Here is a 22,262-nt window from a genome sequence, read left to right as displayed (position 1 = left end):
ATATAAGGCTTTGCTATTATATTTGAACAATCGATTGAGTATTAAAAAAACGCAGATTATGTACGGAGGCGGAAATACCTTTGAAGGCATCAAAACAGACAGTCTATCGAAAGAAGACCCTCAAAAACTGGCGGAATTCGAGGCACGTATTGCACGTGGAGAGAAAATTGAACCCGGTGACTGGATGCCAGAACTCTATCGCAAACAACTTGTCCGGATGATCGAGCAACACGGTCATAGTGAAATTATAGGCGCTTTACCAGAAGGCACCTGGATTACACGTGCACCCGGCTTTAAGCGCAAGCTATCACTGATGGCAAAAGTGCAGGATGAAGTGGGCCATGCCCAATTACTCTACAGCGCAGCCGAAACCCTGGGCAAATCGCGCGAACAAATGATTGACGATCTGATTACAGGCAAATCGAAATACTCAAACATATTTAACTATCCTGCCTTTACGTGGGCCGATTCATGCTTTATATCATGGTTGGTTGATGCCGGAGCCATTGTGAACCAATTGGCAAATGCGAAGGGCAGCTATGGCCCATACTGCAGAGCCCTGGAGCGTATTTGTGCTGAAGAGTCTTTCCACCTTAAGTATGGTCACCATTGTGTGATCTACCTGGCCAGTGGTACCGACAAGCAAAGACAAATGTTTCAGGAAGCACTAAATCGCTGGTGGGCACCAATGATGCACTTCTTTGGTCCTTCAGATAAAATTTCTGCACACACAGAAGTGTTGATGAAATGGAAAGTGAAGATGAGTACCAACGATGATCAACGCAACCAGTTCCTGGACATGTATGTACCTAAGATCTGGGAACTCGGTTTTACTATACCCGATCCGAAACTGAAGAAGAATACCGAAACAAATAAGTGGGAATATACCGAACCCGACTGGGAAGAGTTTAAGCGAGTTATTAATGGTGATGGTCCTTGCAACAAAGAAAGACTTGAAGTGAGGCGTGTTGCAGAAGAGAGAGGACGTTGGGTAAGAGAAGCGCTCAAGACACCTTCACTTCGCTACGTTACACCACTCGCCTGATTGTATTGACAAATTTGTATGCCGCTGTGAGGCGGCATTTTTTATTATGAAATCACTTGATCCACGTGTTAACAGACTTCCAGGCTATGGCCAGGGAGAGGTAAAGCCAAAAGCTCCCCTCGACCAACTAGGTACATACGAAGTTTTTGTTCAGGCCAAAGAAGGAAAACCCTTTCAGCACGAAGGCATTGTTCACTCAGCAGACATTGAATTAGCTTATATTCTGGCAAAGGAAACCTTCACCAGAAGATTTACCTGCGTTTCTTTGTATGTAACTGACACACGCGATGTCTATGTATCACCTCTCAGCGAAGGTCAAACCAGCGCATACGATCTTTTACCTGCTGTTGATCTTCAACAAGGTGATCAGGAAATGTATGAAATATACCACCTGGTAAAACGAGGTAAACAGCATGTACATGCGGGTGAAGTTTCTGCAAGCTCACCACAAGGAGCCATGCAAGTTGCCAAACAGCAACTGGGTGAAGGTAAAGTAATTTTCAACGTATGGGCTATACGCAAAAAGGCCATCCGCTATACTACCGATGCCGACAAGGATTTCTGGTTGACTTTACCCGATAAAAAATACCGCGATGCTTCCGATTATAAAGCCGGAGACAAGCTTACCGCATTCTTAGAAAAAGCAAAACACGCTGTATGAACGAGCTGGCTATTAAAGAACTACTATATAAAATTGCTGATGATCAGTTAATACTGGGGCATAGAAATTCTGAGTGGACAGGTTTTGGTCCCTTGCTGGAAGAAGACATCGCCTTCTCTTCGATGGCGCAAGACAAGGTAGGGCATAGCTATGCCATTTACCAGATATTGAATAAACTTGGCGAACAGGAACCTGATACGGTTGCTTTTATGCGCAATGCAAACCAGTTTCACAATAGTCAGTTGGTAGAGCTGCCTAACGGTGAATATGATTTCAGTTTAATCAGGCATTTTTTGTACGACACGGCCGAAATTATTCGCTTTGAAATGCTTAGCCAATCAAGCTATGAACCTTTGGCAGAACTTTCGAGAAAAATTAAAGGAGAGTTAAAGTACCATACTCTGCATGCCAACACCTGGATTAAAAAATTAGGCAATGCAACAGAAGAAAGTATCAGTCGATTGCAAAATTCACTTGAGCGGGCACTCCCCTATTCCCTCGGACTATTCGAGGTATCGCCCTATGAAAAAGAACTAATCGCAGAAGGTGTTTTTGCAGGCGAAGCCACCCTGGAAAAGCAATGGAAACAAAAGGTAGAAGAACTACTTAATAAGACACAATTACAATTACCTGCCTGGAACAGCATGCACCCTGTCATAGGCGGCCGCACAGGAAAACATACTGAATACTTGCAACCACTGTTAGATGAGATGAGTGAAGTATTCCGCATTGACCCAGGGGCGGAGTGGTAACGCAAAACGTATGAGATTTTCAAAGACAGATATACTCACTTTACTGGAGGATGTAAAAGATCCTGAAATCCCTGTGCTTTCCTTAGTAGACCTTGGCGTTATTACAGATGTAAGTATTAATGGAGAATCTGTATGCATAGAGATGACACCGACCTTCGTGGGGTGCCCCGCACTCGACTATATGAAACAGGAAGTAATCGAAAAGCTTGAGCAAAATGGCATTGTTAATCCAATTGTAAACATTTCATTTAAGGAACCCTGGAATAGCGATAAAATTTCAGAAAAAGGAAAAGCTGCCCTCAAAAAATTTGGCCTGGCCCCCCCTCCATCAGCGCATTTATTTACGGATATCGAAGTATTAGAACATGTACCCTGCCCGCGATGCGAAGGGGTAAATACTGACTTAAAAAATCCATTTGGCCCTACCTTATGCCGATCTATACATTATTGTAATGATTGCAAGGAGGCCTTTGAACAGTTTAAGCCCATTTCATAATGCTTTGCGACCGAAATCTTAGTAAATGTTACGCAGCTTATAAAAAGATGATGTTTCGCACCAACATTTTTCTACTTTAGCCCGTATTGTAATCAAACCAGAGCCCGATTCAATGTTTAAAATCGCTTTCGTAGGCAGTACAAGTTTGCTTTTAGCATGTTTGCTAAGCTGTAAAGAGCAGAAGTCAGACAGTGCAGAAGTACATTTTACCAAAGAAGATTCGATTACAGATCGTTATCTGGTGCTGCAGGACAGCCTTTTGTATGTCTGGAATCTCATGATCAATGATGATAATCAAAAACTGAAGGCCATGAGTAATGTACTTCATGAATTATCCGTTGGAAAGCAGGCCAATGAAGAAGACATTGATGTACTTCAGAAACGTTTGGAACAACTTTTACGTATCCGGTTTACACAAAGAACAATGTCAAATCCGGATGTTATTGAAGAATATGATTTTGCCTCTAATAACATTATGTCAGAAATCATTTCACTGACGACCGGATCGCCCAATTACGGGCAAAACACCACTTTGCAAAATCTGGTTGAAATCATTAACCTGGCCGACCAACGCACCCTCTTGTACCGCGCTGATTATGATGCTATAGCCAGAAGTTACAATAGCTTTCTGGAACGAAATCAAAAGTCATTGAAAACAATTGATGCTTCTTGTTCACTAGAAAAGAAAGCACTTTTTGAAATTTCGCCAAGCGAATAATTCATTTACTCACCCCGAGCGGGGTGAGTAAACAAATATCCTGTATTAATTTATTTAGAACGTCTCTCTCTGCCACCGGCTGAAGGACGTCTGTCATTTCTATCACTTGAGTAAGAACGTTTTCTTGAATCTGAGGAACGCGATTCGCCACTCCCAGACCTTGAATCAGAACGAGACTCTCCACCATATGATCTTCCTCTTGAAGAAGATGAGGAGGAGGAAGAATAAGAGCGTTCGCGTGAACCACCTGAGCGGCCACCACGGCTTGCACCGCCTTCGCCTCCTCCTGCAGTAATTTCAACACGCACCATACGGCCTTTATATTCCATACCATGCAAGTTGTCTTGCACCAGTTTAGAAACCTCCTTGTTTACTTCAATGAAAGAGTAAGCACCCTTTAAGTCAATACGACCAATCGCATCGCCTTTTACACCACAACGGTCACACACCATGCCTAAGAATTTACCGGCATCAAGGCCATCCATTTTTCCAAGGTTGATGAACAAACGGTCTCCGTTTGTAAAACGCTCTCCGCGTTCTGCACGATCACCGCGATCGCTGCGTTCGCCACGCTCTGAACGCTCGCCCTTATCTGCACGATTCAAATCAGGTGCGTCTCTATAATAGTCAAGTAAATGATTAAATTCCAAGAAGGTAAAGCGTTTGATAACATCCTCCTTACTTAAATCTTTCATTTCTTCCATTACTGCTGGAAGAAATTTAGCTACTTCACTTTCTACCACCTGTACATCACGTAAACGGTGTACCAGGCTTACTAAACGCTGTTGACAAACTTCAGGCCCAGTAGGCACCTGCTTGCGTTCAAATTTAGTATTTACTACCTTTTCAATCTGGCGGATTTTACCAACTTCTCTTTTTGTAATGATGGCCATTGAAATGCCTTTTTTACCGGCACGGGCTGTTCTACCACTACGGTGTGTATAAAATTCAATTTCATCTGGCAAGTTCATGTGAATTACGTGTGTGATGTTACTCACATCAATACCACGCGCTGCCACATCGGTTGCCACTAAAAATTGTAAAGTCTTTTCTTTGAAATTGCGCATTACCTTATCGCGCTGTTGTTGCGTGAGATCGCCATGCAGTGCATCTGCATTGTACCCGTCTTTAATAAGGCTTTCTGCAACTTTCTGTGTATCAATTTTAGTTCTACAGAAGATTACGGCAAAAATATCCAGGTTAAAATCTACGATACGCTTCAATGCAGGGTAACGGTCTCTGTCGTCTACCAATACATACTGGTGTTCGATGTTTACGTTACCTTGATTTTTGGTGCCCATGGTTACTTCGGCAGGGTCAGTCATATAATGACTGGCAATGGCACGCACTTCACGAGGCATGGTTGCTGAGAACAACCAAACATTTTTAGTATCAGGTGTATCTGCTAAAATTGTATCAATATCTTCTTTAAAGCCCATGTTTAACATTTCATCGGCTTCATCAAGTACAACAAAGCGGATAGAAGAAATATTAACTGCTTTACGATCCATCATATCCATAAGGCGACCTGGAGTTGCCACCACGATATGTGCACCGCGTTTTACTTTTTTAATTTGCTCCATGATGCTGGCTCCACCATAAATGGCCACAATGTTAAGTGGCTTTACATTTTGGGAGAAGTTTTCCAGATCGCTGGTGATTTGCAAACACAACTCGCGTGTTGGTGCTAATACCAGGGCTTGGGTAGTTCTTACATCCTGATCTAAAAGTTCGATCAGCGGCAGGCCAAAGGCAGCGGTTTTACCTGTACCTGTTTGGGCAAGCGCAACCATATCTCTGCCTCCTCCTTCGAGAAGCACAGGGATCGCTTTTTCCTGTATAGGGGTTGGAGATTCGAAACCCATCTTGGTGACGGTTTCAACAAGGGCTTGTGACAAGCCCAATGCTTGGAAAGTTGACATTACTAATTTCTGTTAAGTGAAAAATATCACCTCAGGCAGAAAAAGTATGTCACCTATTTGCTTAAAACGGAGGCGGGCGAGCCTACAGAATATGGCAGTGAACGTGATTTCTGCTAAAAGTGTACGCAAAGGTAGCTTAATAAATCGGATAAACCTTAAGCTCGTTAAACAGTAGCCTAAACGTTGTGTCTGTTTGCAAGTCTTTTTATCCATGAATGTGTTATTGACAGTATCCTATTATGGCTATCGGACGGGAAGCATTGCAAATATTTGGTCAAAACATTTTTTACATTTTTGTATATTCACTCTATGCAAGCCCTTAAAAAGATCGGTTTCTACACCGCCTTCATACTTCCTGCTATCGCCATCTTTAGTTTTTACCAGGGTGGATGGTATCAGTTTATGCCGGCATTCTTTGTATTTATCTTTCTGCCTTTACTCGATCAACTGATTGGCATTGATAAAGAAAATGTAAGCCCCGAACATGTTCAGCAACGAAGTGATGAATTTTATTACCGTTTTGTTACCTATGTCTGGGTCTATGTCCAGCTTGCCTTTGTCTGCTGGGCAGTGTATGCAATCGCAACACAACCACCTGCTCACTTGTATGAATGGATAGGTTTTGTTATCAGCACAGGACTTGTAACCGGTGGCATAGGTATTACGGTAGCCCATGAATTAGGTCATAAGCAAAGCGGACTGGAACGCTTTTACAGCAAAGTTCTTTTAATGTCTGTCTGTTACATGCATTTCTATATTGAACACAACCGCGGACACCATGTTACTGTTGCCACACCACATGATCCTGCTACCGCCCGACAAAACGAAAACTTTTATGCCTTCTGGTTCAGATCGGTATTTGTTGGTTATGCGCACGCCTGGACATTGGAGCATGAAAGGCTGAAGCGCAAAGGCTATGCGATGTTGAGTGTACACAACAATATGATTGCTTTTACAATCCTGCCTTTGCTTTTTTGTTTTTTGCTGCTGGCGGGGGTCAGACTGATTACCGGCTTGTGGCACGAAGAGATTATTGTATTTTTCTTTAGTCAAAGTATTGCTGCCTTTACTTTGCTGGAACTTGTCAATTACATTGAACATTATGGTATTGTCAGAAGAGAGCTTGCTCCTGGGAAGTATGAAAGGGTAAACCCTTTGCATTCCTGGAATGCCAGCCATCTGCTTAGTAATTTCTTTTTATTTCAGTTGCAGCGACACTCCGATCACCACGCTGCTGCTTACAAAAGATATCAGGTGTTGAATCATTACGATGAAAGTCCTCAGCTACCCTTCGGTTATCCAACCATGATTGTACTGGCGATGGTGCCTCCGATATGGTTTTCATTCATGAACCCTCGGCTGGAGCAATGGAAGAAATCCAATCAATACAACACTGCGTAGTCTAATAGTAAGATGGACACTCCAGACCTCTGTGCAAGCTTGGAATTTTGATTCGATAGTTAATCATGATTTCATGGGTGCCGTTAGAGAACCTGGAGATATCTGACAGGGTGAAGTCGTAGGCATAGCCGGCATGAAAATTTTCATTGATCTGTATTTCAAACAGACCTACCATAGAATCACCCAAGCGATAAGAAAAGCCAAAGCCTACTGCATCATACAATACAGTCATCAAGTTTAAATCAAGGCTCAGTGGCGCACTCTCTTGAATGCGTACAAGCGCAGAAGGCATCAGTTTTACATCAGGAGCGATCTTTTTAGTAAAACCTGTATTGAAGTAATAGTAACGGTATTGTTGTGCGGTACTTGAAAATACTTCCGCATTAATAACCTGATTATTTAAGATGTATGGAACAGACAATCCGGCATAAAATGATTTATGTTTCAGAAAAATACCAGAACCAAAATTCCAGGTCATATTCCTTTCGATAAGGCTTGCAAAAGGGTCGTTCTGGTCTTTCGGATTTAAAATACTAAAATCAGATTTTAAATTATTAAACCCACCCTGTAAACCAAATGACACATAGGAATTCTTATTGTACTTTGAAAAGGGAATACGATAAGAATACATAAAGTATAAAGTATTCTCCCTGTGTATGCCTATCTGATCATTAGAAGCCAAAAAACCTACCCCTACCCTTGCCTTACGGAAACCAGAATGTGCACTGGCTGTAAAAGTCTTGGGTGAGCCCGGAAAATTGACCCATTGATTTCTATAAATCGCAGTTGCACTCAGTTGCACCTGAGTGCCTGCATAAGCTGGGTTAATCAATAGCGGATCAAACATATAGAGTGAGTGCACAGGTCTTTGCTGTGCACGCACCGTAAATGTTGCCAAAGTTAAAATCGATAAGATGAATAGCTTCTTCATTAGTGTACCAATTCAAGATAACCCGTTACAGGCTTTGAGCCATCACGTTTATCGATTATGTAAAAATAAGTTCCATCAGGCAAATCATTACCCAACGTATACAAACCATTTTCTCCTATACCTCTGAATATCACATCGCTGTTGTTGTAACCATCGGCTTCAAAAACTTTAACGCCTGACCTGTTAAAGACCTTCACATTATTATTCGGAAAATTCTGAATACAATCAATGTTCCAGAAATCATTTGAGTTATCTGAATTTGCCGATACCAGGTTGTAAGACAATATTTCAGTACCCACTTCTATTTCTGCTTCTCCTTCGCAGCCTTCGAAGCTTACAAATTCAGCGCGGTAAAATCCTGCAAACAATTCATAGGTAGCAGAACCTATTCCGATTTGTCCACCTGTGGTAAGATCAAACCAAGTAATGTCTGTCAGTATTACATCATCAGCATTTAACAACTCCAGGTTAACACTTCCAGTTGCATTTAAACAATAAGATGGTGTGCTTGTAAGTGCAACCTCTGGCAACACACGCAAGTCAGGCACGGCTATTACTGAAGGTAAGGAAACACAACCCGTAATAATATCAGTTGCTGTTACTGCGTAGTCTCCGATATCTCTGTCAAAATAGTCAATACCAACAAAGTCTGATGTTGGTGTTGTCGCATTGCCATCGTACCAGTTAAAGATATAACCCAGCGTCTGGCCGTCTACATCAACCGTAACAATTCCATTAGGGATTACGCAACTTGTTCTGCCTTGTACCAACGATGCGTCTGGTGCTGGTGGATCAACAGTACCATCCGTAATTTCTCCTATTTCATCCTGCTGACAGGCCGTAATTAAGTTAGTAACTAACACGGTATAGTTACCTGCAGTCTGGCCTGTTAGTATATTATTACTACTAAGGGTTGTACCGCTGGCTGTGGTACCTGCAAACCATTCAAAGTCATACCCACCTACTAATCCACCATCAGCAGTAGCAGATAGTTGTCCGTTAGCACGAGCCGGGTCGCAATTGATTAAAGGATTATCCTCCACAATGGCAACCGTTGGTAATATGCGACCATCTTCCAGGTCTACTGACTCAATGGTTACACAGCCTGTATTCAAGTCTGTCAGTCTTACGGTGTAATTACCGATATCCAAACCTTGTCTTACAAAATTAGACGTGAAGGCGGGGAAGTTAGGATCGTTGGCCATCAGACCTAAAGCCGGAGTAATAATTTCAGCTTCATAACTATAAGGGAAAGGATAGTTATTCAATGGCTGATTTGGATCTATTGCAAATGGAATTCCGCTGGCTGACAGAGAACCATCATTGATATCACATCTTGTTCTGTTAAACGTTGACAGTGCTAACTGTGGTAAGAACTGGGGCGCAGCATTGGGCACAATAAATAAGGCCGTGCTGGTACAATTCGTTGCCTGATTTAAAACTGTAACCGAGTAATCACCCGCCAAAAGATCTGATATGGTTGAACTCGCTGGAGCCGTAGCAAATACAGGTGGTGTGCCATCCAAGGACTGGAACCATTCAAATACGTAGTTTACGTTCGTACTTGTTTGCCCGTTATCAACCGTTGCCACAAGCTCGGCTGTGCCAAAGCTCGCATCACAACTAATCTGTGGCAGGCTCTGCCTGATAGCTACAGTAGGATAAACAATGTCAGTATCGTCAATCACTACTTCTACCGGTGCTGATAAACAATTGGTAAAGAGATCGCGTACCAGTACAAAATAAGTATCCGGTAACTGGTTAGGTAGAGTCGCCAGAGTCTGACCTATAATTTCGTTTGCTGGGAAACTATTCTTGTACCAGATGTAATCAAAGTCTGCATCTAATTCAGGCTGGCTGTTTACTGTACGCACACCTCCAATAGTAATTTGAGTTACAGCTGCGCTTCCTGTAGGGAAACAGTTGAGTGGATTAGCTGGAATTACTTCTACGATATTCGGCAGGCTGAGCTGCTGATCCAGAATGAGATTCAAGTTTGTATCAAAGGTACAACCTGTGATAGTGTTAGTCACTTCCAGGCTATACAAACCATCAGGTGCAAGCGTAAGCGTGCTCTCTGGTGTCAAGTCTGCTTGTACTGTAGCTGGATGAAGTGCACCATTATTGAAGTCCCAAACGAAGGTATAGTTGGCTGTGCTGCCATCGCGTTCCGCGGCCAATGCAATAATTTCACCATTGGGAGTACCGCCCACACAAGATGAATTGGGTGTAGAAGTGAAGTCAACGTCTGGATCAACACTCATGTCGTTAATGACTACTTCATACGGTGGTGTTTCACAACCTGATCCTGAAGCCGAGCCTGGATTCTTAATACCTACCACGTAATAAGTGCCTGCACCCATCTGTGTAAAATTTGTCGCATCCAATACCGGAGTTACAATGGTCGCACTGCCAGCATCTTGTAGCGGGGTAGTTGTGGGTGAATTACTAAACCAGTTATAAGTATATTCCACCGGTGCGCCATTGTTCATGGTTAATACGGTAATGCTGCCATCAGCAAAACATATATCCTGATCTTCTTTATTGATACTTACGATTTCAACTGGCTGCGGATTATTAACCATGGTAACTGTGGCTTCTGTAAAGCATTGTGTTTCTCTATTGGTTACCCGAACTCTGAATTGACCTGGGCCAATTATATCTGTTAAAGGTGTGGTATATGAAACACCTACGTTGGTGGCATCTGTCAATGTATTGAGTGGCGGTACACTTACCCAATCGAGATCATAATTAAAACCAGCACCCGGTGCCTGCTGGTTAGAGGACAATACTGTAATACGTCCGTCAAAATTATTATCGCAAGCCGTATTCGCCAATGTTGTAAAAGTTACGGCTGGATTTTCAGTATTCTCGATAATTTCAACACGGAAAGGAGCTGATGAACAACCAGCACCGGGAACACCCAGGGTGCGTCTGGCCACTACAAAGTAAGTTCCTGCTCCAATGTTTGGTAGTATAGTGGAGTCTAACTCTGTACCCACATAACCTGGAGGCTGAGGCAAGGCAGGATTAGTAGTCGCTACCACATTAGCTATCGTGTTTCTTGACCAGATGTATTCGAAGTCGCCCAAAGGTCCATTTTGCGTTACACCATCACGATCATTAAAGGTAACCTCAACCACATTTAAATTACCACTACCTATCGGTGGACAATACATCTGTGGAATCATGTTTACATCCTGTACAAACACTGGGGTAGTATTTTTTATTATACGCGTACTACCCACAGCCTGACAATTGGTAATCTGATTCTCTGCCGTGAGGATATACTGACCTTCACCTAAATTTTGATACAGATTATTAAGTCCACTTTGCGCAACATCATTTGGAGGCAAACCACCAGCAGGTACAGGCGTTCCGGCAGACCATGAATAGTCGTAGTTAAAGGCAATACCAAAATCAGGATCTCCGACCGCTTTCGGAACAGATGCATCGGCAATATCGATTTCAATCTCCCCCTCAAAAGCAAGCGTACATGATGTGTTGCTGAAAGGTGTTAATGTAATGACAGGGTTTTCTGTTTCATCTCTGATCTCGATTAGGATTGGAGCTGAGGAACAGCCACGTCCGGGCCCGGAAATCAGATTACGAGTAGCAACAACCGAATAGATACCCGAACCTATAGTCGCGAAATTAATTGAATCCAATACAGCAGTTGCATCTCCTACAGGAGTTCCACCCAACGACCAGGCAAAATCAAAATCTGCAATCGGAGCTGGCAAGATATTTCCATCGCGATCTTCAAAAGTAATGCCCGTCACTTCAGCACTACCACTTGGATCGCAATAGAATTGGGGTATGGCTGTTGTAGTAGTAACAAATATCGGTGTAGCATTTTTAACAATAGTAGTTACCGCATTTGCTGAACAACCTGTAATATTATTGAAAACCGTTAGGCTGTATTGACCTTCTCCTAAATCCTGATAAAGATCTGTGAGCCCTGTTTGATTTATATCATTGGGTGGTAATGCACCGGTAGGAACCGGAGTACCTGCGGCCCAAGTGTAGTTATAATTAAAGGCCAATCCAAAATCAGGATCCCCTACCGCTTTAGGCGCTGATGCGTCTGCTATATCTACCTCAAGCTGACCTTCAAATCCACCGATACATGCCGTGTTACTAAATGGTGTAAGGGTAATGACTGGATTCTCTGTTTCATCTTTTATTTCTATTATAATTGGTGCCGATGCGCAACCCAGACCTGGACTATTAAATGCCCTGGTTGCTATTACAGAATAAAAACCTGCAGCGATAGTTGGATGGTTCACTGAGTCAACCCTTACTCCTACTGGAGCAATGCCACCACCACCGAATGACCATGCGTAAGAAAAATCTGGCAGAGGCGCTGTATTTTCAACACCATCTCTGTCTTCAAAAGTAATTTCTGTAATTTCTGCATTACCACTTGGCTCACAATAAAATTTAGGTGTTACGGTAAAGTCAGTAATGAAGATCGGTGTGGTATTCTTTACAATAATTGCATTATCTTCTGCCTCACAGCCTGTTTGTATATTGCTTACTTCAATGGAATAACTTCCTTCTTCAAGATTCGTAAAGTTGGCATCAACGCCAGGTAAGATTGCATAGGGATTGGTGAGCGGGCCTGGAGGAGTTGTACTTGTTACAGCAGTCCATGTATAGTTAAAGGTAAATGGTCCTGCCACCACAGATGCATCTGTTACCTCAACATCTAATTCGCCTTCAAAACCGCCCACACAGGCGGTATTGCTAAATGGAATCAGGTTGACAATCGGGTTAACATGTTGGTCGAGTATATCTACACGCAATGGAGGCGTTTCGCAGCCAAAACCTATAACAGGTGCCACACCCGTGGCTATGCGTTCGGCTATTACATAATAAGCACCTGCGCCTATCGTATTATACTCTCCGGCAGCCGGTAACAGATTACCTGTTAATAATTTGTCTTCAATATTAACCGCTCCCGGATCTTGCAGACGAATGGCAGGATTAAATGTATTCGGTGTAGCCACAGCAGCCCTGTGCCACCTGAATTCAAAACTGTTGTTAAGATCTGCTGCTGTTGTAAAATTGATTGCACCACCTGACGCCAAAGGTCTGTTAATTACAATCTCAGTAACATCAATATCGCCATCAGGATTACAAATGAGTTGATCATTCTTCGTAGCTGTTATTGAAAGTGTATACGGATTTGATAGAATAGTAACATTATTATTCACCAAACAGCCACTTACCTCGTTAGTTGTGGTTACTGTATAAGCCACACCTCCGTTTTGCGTAAGTGATGTAAATAAGAAAGGAGTTGCTCCGGCATTGTTGTTATCAGGGCCTGCTGCATTAGGATCAGGCGTGATATCATAAGTATAAAGCGCAGTATTAACGGCAGCATTTACTGAGGCTGTTGAGGCCGTAATTGAAATACTACCCTCACCTACTGCGGGATCGCATGAAGTAGTAGGTAGTGGTGTTAAAGATGCAACAGGTACAATGTGTTCATCTAAAATTACACGAGTAACCGTGGGCGTTGGACATCCGACACCACCACCATTAATTCTTACTCCTCTTATATAAACAGTTTGATTACCATAACCTCCACCAGCCGTTCCTGCAGCATAACCTGCCTTGGTTGAATTAAACACCGATCCAGCCAAGCCGTTATCCTGATACAATTGTGTCGTTAATGCTGCATTTGAATACCAGGTATATTGATAATCATTGACGCCTGCAGGGTTCACACTGTTAACTGTTGCACTACCATTTGATAATGGACTACAGAAAGTTTCAGGAACAGTTGTTACATCTATAATTTGCGGAATAATTGGTTGATCCGGAATATTTACAAATTGTTCTGTAATACAACCTGTGTTCGTTTCTTCCACCGTTATGGTATAGGTTTGAGGACCAAAGCCACCATTAAATGTAAAGGGTGGATTTTCAAATAAATTCTCTGTAATACCTTCTCCGATTGGCAAGGGCATTAATGCCGGATTAGTGGCTGGTGTAGGCGAAGCAGCCGTAATAGATGTAATGTTGTAAACAGGTGCTAATACGGTTTGATCTAGCGGATCTTTAGTAACTGTAATCTCAACACTACCATCGGCATCACCTGTCGGTGTGCATGAAGTATTTGGCGTAATCGCACCAATGGTAATTACTGGTTTAACAGCATCAACATCAATTAAAGCATTATAGAAAAGCGAGCAACCTGCATTATGATCAATGATTTCAATTGTGTATCCTGCGGGATTTAGTGATGTAAAATCTAAATTAAAGTCTGGAACACCATTAAAACTTGAATTACAATCTGAGTCCGCCAAATCAATATCTCCGTCTCCATCATTGTCACTACCATCTGTACAGTTCTCACCCGCTAAATACGTTGAGGTTGGTGGATTTAATCCATTTCTTAACAAGTATGAATAATTGGTTGATCCTACTACAGCACTTACATCGACATCAATTTCAACTCGTCCGTCACCGGCAAGAGGATCGCATTGCGTAGAATTAACGGGCGTTATCGTAACAACAGGTGCATCTTGAAATGGAACAGATTCTGTCAATATGGTTCCGCAACCTTTGGCATCCTCGACTACAATAGTGTAGGCACCAACTCCTAAGTTCCAAATGTCTTCTGGAGAGGCACAAGTAGGACAAGTACCAGGAGGTGGAACGCCCGGCACGATTGGAAGACCTGAAAACATTGGCTCGTTCTCATTATTAATAAAAATGAATGGGCCAGCATTTGTGGGCCCACCTGCAAACCAATTAACAGTATAAGGCCCTGTTCCACCTGTAATGTTAACATTAATACTACCTTCAGTTGTGGCACAAAAACTTGCCTCAACAATTGCATCAACAGTAATTGTAGCGGAAATTGTAAGATCCTGCACCAACACTAACTGTGGTTGTGATTCACAATGGGTAATCTCATCTCTGACAAGCGATGCATAATGACCCGGGCTCAAATTTCCCTGTACTAAAGAAGCAAGGAGTTGAGATTCGATTCTGCCAGCGTCAGTCTTAATAACTGAAGGGTCTGATGTGTTCTCTCTTAGGAAGAAGATTGTAAAGTCATTATCCGCTAAATTTGTTACAACCGGGGTTGCTGTTATTTCACCGTTAGGATTTGTACATTCATCAACTGCATTTGTTTCTGCTAAGGCTAATGTTGGCAAAACAATATTCTCATCCAAAAACCTCGATTGTACTGCCTCACAGCGTGTTGTTGTGTTGATAGCACGAACAGTATACTCCGCAGAAGCTAAATCAATTATGGCATTACTAGTACTGAAACCTGTTCCGGTAACTCCGGCACCAACACCGTTAAACCATTCAAAGGTATGACCGGCAGTGCCGACTACGGCAATAGTGGCAGTAAGCTCTCCATTAGGATCACCAGGATCGCAAGAGGTTTGAGCTACTTCACTTACCTGTAAATCCGGTAAGGTTATATCATCTAGCACAGGCACACTTACCGGATCTGATTGGCAATTGTCTGCAACGTTTAAGATAGTAAAGGCATAATCACCCACACCCAGGTTTGTTAACTGGTCAACGTTGAGTACGCCATTGAAACTTAATGTAAAACCCGTATAAGGAGCGGTTACTGCAGCACCCCTGTACGTTACAGCATTTAAAGTAGCGGTACCACTAAACGGTGCTGTACAATTTTCGTTATTGGTTGAGCTCAACGGAGCCACTACGGGTAATTCACTATCATCTGCGATCAAAACAGTTTCTACACTTGAACAGCCTGTTGCTTCAATAATTACTTCTACTGTAAAATTAGCGGTGGCTGAACCTTGTAAACCTGTAATGTCAACATCATCAACGTTTGCATTAATCGTTGCACCCGTTGCTGTGGCGCCCGCGTACCAATTGAAGTCGTGACCAGTTAATGCCGGTAAAGTAACGGTAGCGGTTCCATTAGCAGTACCACCCACACAATTGGTAGATGGTGTTACTGCAGTGGTAATGACAGGGAAAGTAAGAGCATCCAATATCTCACGAATTTCTGACGTTGAAGTACAGTTAAGTCTGTCATTTGTAATGGTTACTGAATAGAATGCGTTATCCAATAAATCATAAGCAGTTAACGCTGTTGTCACATTGGCTTCCGCAACACCAGCAATCAATTCATCCTCCGACCCTATTACAGGTGTTAAAACAGAACCATTATACCAGCGTATGGTGTAGGTATCGGCTACCGGAGAATTAACATCCGTTAAACTGGCAATAGAAATTGAACCATCAAAAGGTGCAACACATTTCTCATTGTTATCTACCGTTAAAGTTATGCTCGGCACAATACTAATATCTGCCAATGGCATGGTTAGGGTGCTTTCACAACCGGTAACATCATTAATGACTTTCGTGGTAAAAAACACATTGGTACCACCCTGCAATTGCGTTGCTGTTGTAATATTACCTGTATTGGGTGCTGGCAATGCCACTGTTGCAGCGGCATCGCTATACCAACTAAAAATCATCGGTTGATTCGTTGGGTTATTTTGTACGCTTACTGAAATGCTTCCGTTAGGTGTACCGCCAGCACAATTGGTTGAGCCACTGGTTATTCCTTGCAGATCAGGCAGCGTCAGGTTGTTTTGTACTTCACGTGTTACTGGATTTGATGTACAATTGAGACGCACGTTTCTTACTGTTGCTGTATAAAACAAATCTCCGTCTAGTCCATCCAATAATGAGGTGGTTTCCCCTCCAATAATTGAAGTCATATCATTACCATTAGACCATGCAAAAACATAGACATCAGCAGGCAACACATTTACATCGGCAGTTACAGTGCCTTGTAGACTTCCGTTAAAGCCCTTAGCAGGATCGCAGACCGAATTATCAAAGTCTTGCAAACTTAATACCGGCACTTCACTGATATCGGCCAACGCTTGCGTAAAGGTTGTTTCGCAACCTGTATTGTCGTTGTACGCACTTACTGTATAATTGAAACCACCTTGCAATTGTATGACTGTAGCGGTGTTTCCCTGATTCGGAGCCGTGGCTACTTCATCACCCGGTGTAGCCGTATTTCCTTCATACCATTGAAAAATGAATGGATCAGTACCGGCATTGGTTACAGAAACACTTATCTGACCATTCGCAGTACCACCCGGACAGTTGGTAGATGGGCTTGGTGTGCTATCAATAATGGGAAGAATTAAATTATTATCAACCTCAAGAGTAAATGGATTTGAAGTACAGTTAAGACGTGTGTTAGTGACTGTAGCCGTATAAAATAAATCACCATCCAATCCATCTAACAACGAAGTAACTTCTCCCGCAATAATGGATGTCATATCATTACCGTTTGACCAAGTAAACACATAGGCATCACTAGGCACAGCATTCACATCGGCAGTTACTGTGCCTTGCAAGCTTCCATTAAAGCCTTTGGCAGGATTACATACAGAGTTATCAAAATCCTGTAAGCTAATAACAGGCACTGAACTGTTATCAGCAATAATCTGAATCTGTGTACTCGTGCATCCACTGGCATTGTTTCTTACCTGCACTAGAAAATTATTAGCGCCTTGTAAGTTAATGGCGTTGGCTGTTAAGCCACCATTCGCCACGGGCACCACGGGATCAGTAATAGCAGTGCCCTGGAACCAACTGAAACTATAACCTGCTGTTGTTGGCACACCACCCACATCCACTGTAGCCGCAGCAGCACCATTGGGTGTTCCACCTGCACAGTTTGTTGAAGGTGTGGGCACAATCGTAATCACGGGAAGCACTTGCTGGTTGAGTACTTCGGTGGTTGCAAAGGATGACGTACAACCCAGGCGATTGTTCGTAATGGTTGCGCTGTAGAAATCATCTTCCAGTCCGCTTTGCGATGACGTTGTACCTGCAATAGGATTGGTCATATCCTGACCTCTGCTCCAGGCAAAAGTATAGGTATCACCAGGCAATGCATTCACATCTGTTAAAGTCTGTTGAAAAGCTGTACCGTTAAAACCAAGCAATGGATCGCAAATAGAATTTGGTGTTGCATCCAATACCAATATGGGTAATTGCTGGATGTCTGGTATGGCGGTAGTGGAAGTGCTGCGACAACCCGTATTATTGTTGGTAACACGAACTGTATAATTTAATCCGCCTGCTACTGCTGAAAGCGAAATGCCATTACCACCATTGCCATTAGGCACTACAGGATCTCCCACATCATCACCGGCAAACCATTGGAAGGCATACGAAGAAGCACCGGCATTGTTAATGGTAACTGTTGCTGCACCATTGGGTGTGCCAGCAGCACAATTGGTTGAAGGTGTAGTGGCTGGCGTAAGATCAGGTAAAATTTTAATATCGTCTACCAATTCTGTTTCAGGTAAGGAAGCGCAACCCAGGTCAGTTCGTTCTACAACCAAGGTATAGTATCCATCTGCAAGACCAGTTAAAGAAGAGTTTGTTTCCGCTCTTGGTGTTGGTGTAACAGAAGAACCATCATACCAGGTGAAACTATAGTTGGTAAAATCAGTTACGGCTGCACCATCAAAAGTAACAGCTGCTGTCATAGTACCACCAAAAGCTGTGCCCGCCAAAACAGGATCGCAAATACCGTTCGGTGTTGGTGTTAAGGTTACCACAGGCACATTGATGTCTTGGGAAACCGTAATCTCACCTGTAACAGAACAATTCAACGGTGTGGTTACACGCACCGTATAGGTTTGACCGCCAGCGAGCAAACTTTCAGCGACATTGCCTAAACCTCCATTTAAATTAGAAACGCTATTATGAGGATTGGTTGTAGTTTGTTGGCCAACAAACCATTCAAAGGTAAAGTCTGCCTGGTTATTCGAATTAGCACTAGATCCTATTGCCAATACCCTACCGTTAGGTGAGCTTGCATCGCAGGATGTTTGGGGTGCCAGTTCTGTAAAGCTTACTGTGGGTAAAACGGTAGTGGTTGTTATTTCTCTTACAAGCGGGGCAGATTTACATTGTGTTGCATTGTTAACTACTTCAACTTCATAAAATCCTGCGGCCAGTCCTGTTCTATTTGGGCTTATATTATTTCCTGGTGGTAACAAGCTGCCACGACTGCCATCTCCAACATTATGAAAATACCAGTTGAAAGTAAAATCTGCAGGGTTTTGTAGTACACCACCAACTAATGCCACAGCGGAAACTGTTCCGCTTAAGGGCGCTGAACAATCGACAACGGGCGTTGTTGTGGCATCAACATCTGGTTCAATGGCTGAGTCACCAACGAAGGCACTGGTTGTACTGAAACAACCATTGCGTGACACGGCCACCTGATAGTTGCCGGTGGCCAGGTTAGTGGCTTCCGGTGTTGTAATACCAATAGGAGCTGCGTTGCTAAACCACTCAAAAGTAAAGCCGGTATTTCCACCCACTACACCTACCTCTATTGATCCATTGGGCGGTGCACAGGTAGTTTGCGGAACAATGTTCAACACTGTTACTTCAGGTAAAACAATAGTGTTTGTGATGGTGGTAGTGAAAGGTAAGGTGGTGCACCCTTTAGAAACATTGGTAGCTACAAAAGTATAATCACCTGCATCGAGTCCGCTCAGTGTAAGATTAGTGCCCCCAAGGTTTGCCGGTACGGGCGTTGAAGTGTCTGCTCCATAATACCATTGGAAAGTATAATCACTGTAATCAATTATTTCATTGGCAGCAATAGCATCACCTTTATAGATGTGACCTTTTAGTTCACCCACATTTGGATCAGCTGCCACACATTTTTCATTTTGCCTGATAATTTCTGTGTTGGCAGTAAATGGATCGGGTGTTACTACCACTGAATAAATATTGTTGCTAATGGTACAGTCGTTTGTAACCGAACCAAATGTAATCGGCAGCACAGAGCCGTTGTCGTTAAGCACGATGTAGAGTGTAAACACAATACCCGGGCCAGGAATGGTTAATTGATTTGATGTAAAAGTTGCACCTACCTGTAAATTATTAATGGGCAAGGAAGATTGCAGCAAGCGATCAGCTATTGTAGTGGTTGGGTCTTGTGGATTTTTAGAGAAGAAACTTACAGGAACGTTAGCTGTAATGGGCAGGTATCCACTGTTCTGTATGTTAAATACCACTTTGATATTTAGGTCACCACAAATGGGTGGTATTACTTGCACAGCGGGTGTGTAAGCTCCATCTCCATCGGTATCGCAACCTGGTAAAGTCGGATTGGCATTACAATTAGGATCGGGGGTATCGCCAAAGAAACCAAGATCAGGTAAAGGGAAAACAGGACAACCATCTGAACTTAAGAATGGAACCTGATTCAAAAAAACATTGAAAGGTGTTTGTGGCCCCGGCACACCATTAGGACAAGTGCCTGTACCAAATACCAAAGCTGGATCGAGTTGCGGGAAAGGAAGTGTAAGGTCATCGTTAACATTCACAACCTGATAACCAGGCTGGTTCCAAACTTTTCGGGTAGGTATCCAGGCATTACCATTGGAGAAAAACAGGCGCACTTGTCCAAGTGCCTGTTGTTGAATACCTGCATTAATATTAAAAGCGTTGGAAGTAAAACAGGTAACGCAAATATCAGTCGCGCCATCTCCGTTTACATCAGCAATAACAGGACCTTCTGTATAAGTGTGCGATTGGCAAATGGCTGACCATAATTTATTTACACCTGTTGTACCGTCTATGACAGCCAACTCTTGTGAATCACGATAAACCATTTCAGGGCTTCCATCATTATCAAAATCGTAAATGGTTACCGTAAGTACGCCTGAGCGTGAGTCATTAATGGTTCGATAGCCCAGCGGTATGGAGCCTGTAACATTTTTTTGGTTTTGTGTCCATACAGTCTGCAGTGCAGTACCCGGAGCATTAGTAGTGACACAATACAATTGTGAACCCGCAATAAAGGTCAGATCTAGTTTACCATCTCCATTCGCATCACCAATGTTTACACGACCCGCACCCCATATCCAACCTGTTGCATAATTGTTAAAATTATCTGTATCTGCTGGCAGTATGCCCAACTCCGTACTGTTGGGTGTTATGGTAGTAGATATTGTGTTCTTTTGTACATTCCAATAAAAAACAGCTGTACGACCAACGGATGAATTTATTGCACCTGTCATCACCACATCGATAAAACCATCTTTATCAATATCAGCTACGCTGGCACTGCTATGTGTATCAATACCATATTCAGCAGGATCGTTCATCAGCTTGACAAAATACTGGTCATTAACGCCATCACCATTAGCATCAAAAGTAAGCGTGTTCATGTCGCGCCATAAGGTAAGCGATCCGGGCGCGGCAGGATTACGATTCGTTATATTGGGAATTTTGTAAATGCGCGGGCCTGTTACCAATTCCATTACCCCACCATCTGCTCCTGCGCTTTTAACATCTACTGCAACAGGTGCCGAAGGAACATTCACATCCCAATCGGCAGTATTTGACATCAGCTTCCCTCCTGCACTGGCGAGCAGCTTACCATTTTCTGCTGCAAAAATTCTATCCCGGAAATAAACTTCGGCTTTACCATCGCCATCCATATCGGCAATGCCAAAAATACCCGGTCGGTCGGTACCTGCGAAAACAGGATACCCAGCCAGTGGAACAAGATTATCTGGCGCATATTTAAATCCGTAAAGGAAAAAACAAGTTGGCGGTGATTCAGGATTACCTGCCCGGTTACTGACAACTGTAAAGATCTCCCCTATACCATCTTTGTCTATATCGGCAATCAGTACTTCGTGTTCAAACAATAAACGATCTGCTGTTCCACAGCCGATATCTTTAAAGTCATTTTTCTTACCACTCAGGTTGTAATCAGATTTTACAAAGCCTGCAGATGTTCCATCTGCCTGTGGCCCGGTAGTGGCCACCACACGCACTTCAGAATTCCATTTTGAAGTAATAATGGCATCGGGAACACCATCGCCATCAACATCGCCCACCGCTACTTTTGATTGTGTATCGGCTGTATTTTGTTGCGATGTAACCGGCACACCTAAACCAACAAAAGGTGTGTTAGCTCCAGGTGGAACAATAGCACAACTGGAACCATCTCCTACGAAGGTTAATCCATAATAGGTGGCGCATTCAGGGTCGGCCTGATCAATTTTACCATCACCATCATTATCAACACCATCATAGCAATTACAACCTTTTTCAATGGTGGCTACAAACTGACAGTTTCCATCGAGACAGTCTGCTACACCGTCACCGTCATCATCCTGACCATTGTTACAGAGCACTTCTGTGACTTGTGCTTGTGCAAGGTTGATACAAAGAAAGAGTACAAATGTGAGTATTAACTTGAGAGGGAGTTGTTGGTCTTTTTGTTCGCTTCTTCTGTTAATCATCGTCATTTTTTA

At 42.9% G+C, this 22,262-nt stretch carries 9 protein-coding genes; 6 read left to right on the top strand and 3 right to left on the bottom strand.

The window, feature by feature from the left end:
- Positions 1–58 precede the first annotated feature (58 nt).
- The 5 genes from paaA (at position 59) to ACO1XM_RS13650 (ending at position 3,672) form a co-directional block, all read left to right on the top strand.
- Positions 59–1,045, top strand: a complete 987-nt coding sequence (gene paaA, locus ACO1XM_RS13670; RefSeq protein ID WP_486229899.1) for a 1,2-phenylacetyl-CoA epoxidase subunit PaaA — start codon at positions 59–61, stop codon at positions 1,043–1,045.
- Positions 1,046–1,091: 46 nt separating this feature from the next.
- Positions 1,092–1,706 carry a phenylacetic acid degradation b gene (locus tag ACO1XM_RS13665; RefSeq protein ID WP_486229897.1) on the top strand — a complete coding sequence of 205 codons (615 nt, stop codon included), beginning with the start codon at positions 1,092–1,094 and terminating at the stop codon, positions 1,704–1,706.
- A complete protein-coding gene (gene paaC, locus ACO1XM_RS13660) occupies positions 1,703–2,458 on the top strand; it encodes a 1,2-phenylacetyl-CoA epoxidase subunit PaaC (RefSeq protein ID WP_486229895.1) in 756 nt (251 codons plus the stop codon). The genes ACO1XM_RS13665 and paaC overlap by 4 nt, the downstream gene beginning before the upstream one ends.
- Positions 2,459–2,468: 10 nt before the next feature.
- Positions 2,469–2,954, top strand: a complete 486-nt coding sequence (gene paaD / locus ACO1XM_RS13655; RefSeq protein ID WP_486229893.1) for a 1,2-phenylacetyl-CoA epoxidase subunit PaaD — start codon at positions 2,469–2,471, stop codon at positions 2,952–2,954.
- A gap of 112 nt (positions 2,955–3,066) precedes the next feature.
- On the top strand, positions 3,067–3,672 hold the full coding sequence (locus tag ACO1XM_RS13650) for a hypothetical protein (RefSeq protein ID WP_486229891.1): 606 nt from the start codon (positions 3,067–3,069) through the stop codon (positions 3,670–3,672).
- Between the two features lie 50 nt (positions 3,673–3,722).
- Here the strand turns inward: ACO1XM_RS13650 and ACO1XM_RS13645 are convergent, their stop codons facing one another.
- Positions 3,723–5,594 carry a DEAD/DEAH box helicase gene (locus ACO1XM_RS13645; protein WP_486229889.1) on the bottom strand — a complete coding sequence of 624 codons (1,872 nt, stop codon included), beginning with the start codon at positions 5,592–5,594 and terminating at the stop codon, positions 3,723–3,725.
- Between the two features lie 309 nt (positions 5,595–5,903).
- Here ACO1XM_RS13645 and ACO1XM_RS13640 point away from each other — a divergent pair, with 309 nt between their 5' ends.
- Complete coding sequence (locus ACO1XM_RS13640; protein WP_486229887.1) at positions 5,904–6,995, top strand: alkane 1-monooxygenase; 1,092 nt, start codon at positions 5,904–5,906, stop codon at positions 6,993–6,995.
- Position 6,996: 1 nt separating this feature from the next.
- Here ACO1XM_RS13640 and ACO1XM_RS13635 read toward each other — a convergent pair whose 3' ends face one another.
- Positions 6,997–7,926 carry a PorP/SprF family type IX secretion system membrane protein gene (locus tag ACO1XM_RS13635; RefSeq protein ID WP_486229885.1) on the bottom strand — a complete coding sequence of 310 codons (930 nt, stop codon included), beginning with the start codon at positions 7,924–7,926 and terminating at the stop codon, positions 6,997–6,999.
- Complete coding sequence (locus tag ACO1XM_RS13630) at positions 7,926–22,250, bottom strand: T9SS type B sorting domain-containing protein (protein WP_486229883.1); 14,325 nt, start codon at positions 22,248–22,250, stop codon at positions 7,926–7,928. Before ACO1XM_RS13630 ends, ACO1XM_RS13635 begins: the two co-directional genes overlap by 1 nt.
- Positions 22,251–22,262: the final 12 nt, after the last annotated feature.

Source organism: Chryseotalea sp. (assembly GCF_057350905.1).
Note: the sequence above shows the minus strand (reverse complement) of the source record. Positions and strands in the feature narration are given on the sequence as shown.

Bases quoted from the DNA above. Each gene is read 5' to 3' on its own strand.
- paaA (WP_486229899.1), top strand. From the start codon at position 59: ATGTACGGAGGCGGAAATACCTTTGAAGGCATCAAAACAGACAGTCTA.
- ACO1XM_RS13665 (WP_486229897.1), top strand. From the start codon at position 1,092: ATGAAATCACTTGATCCACGTGTTAACAGACTTCCAGGCTATGGCCAG.
- paaC (WP_486229895.1), top strand. From the start codon at position 1,703: ATGAACGAGCTGGCTATTAAAGAACTACTATATAAAATTGCTGATGAT.
- paaD (WP_486229893.1), top strand. From the start codon at position 2,469: ATGAGATTTTCAAAGACAGATATACTCACTTTACTGGAGGATGTAAAA.
- ACO1XM_RS13650 (WP_486229891.1), top strand. From the start codon at position 3,067: ATGTTTAAAATCGCTTTCGTAGGCAGTACAAGTTTGCTTTTAGCATGT.
- ACO1XM_RS13645 (WP_486229889.1), bottom strand. From the start codon at position 5,594: ATGTCAACTTTCCAAGCATTGGGCTTGTCACAAGCCCTTGTTGAAACC.
- ACO1XM_RS13640 (WP_486229887.1), top strand. From the start codon at position 5,904: ATGCAAGCCCTTAAAAAGATCGGTTTCTACACCGCCTTCATACTTCCT.
- ACO1XM_RS13635 (WP_486229885.1), bottom strand. From the start codon at position 7,926: ATGAAGAAGCTATTCATCTTATCGATTTTAACTTTGGCAACATTTACG.
- ACO1XM_RS13630 (WP_486229883.1), bottom strand. From the start codon at position 22,250: ATGATTAACAGAAGAAGCGAACAAAAAGACCAACAACTCCCTCTCAAG.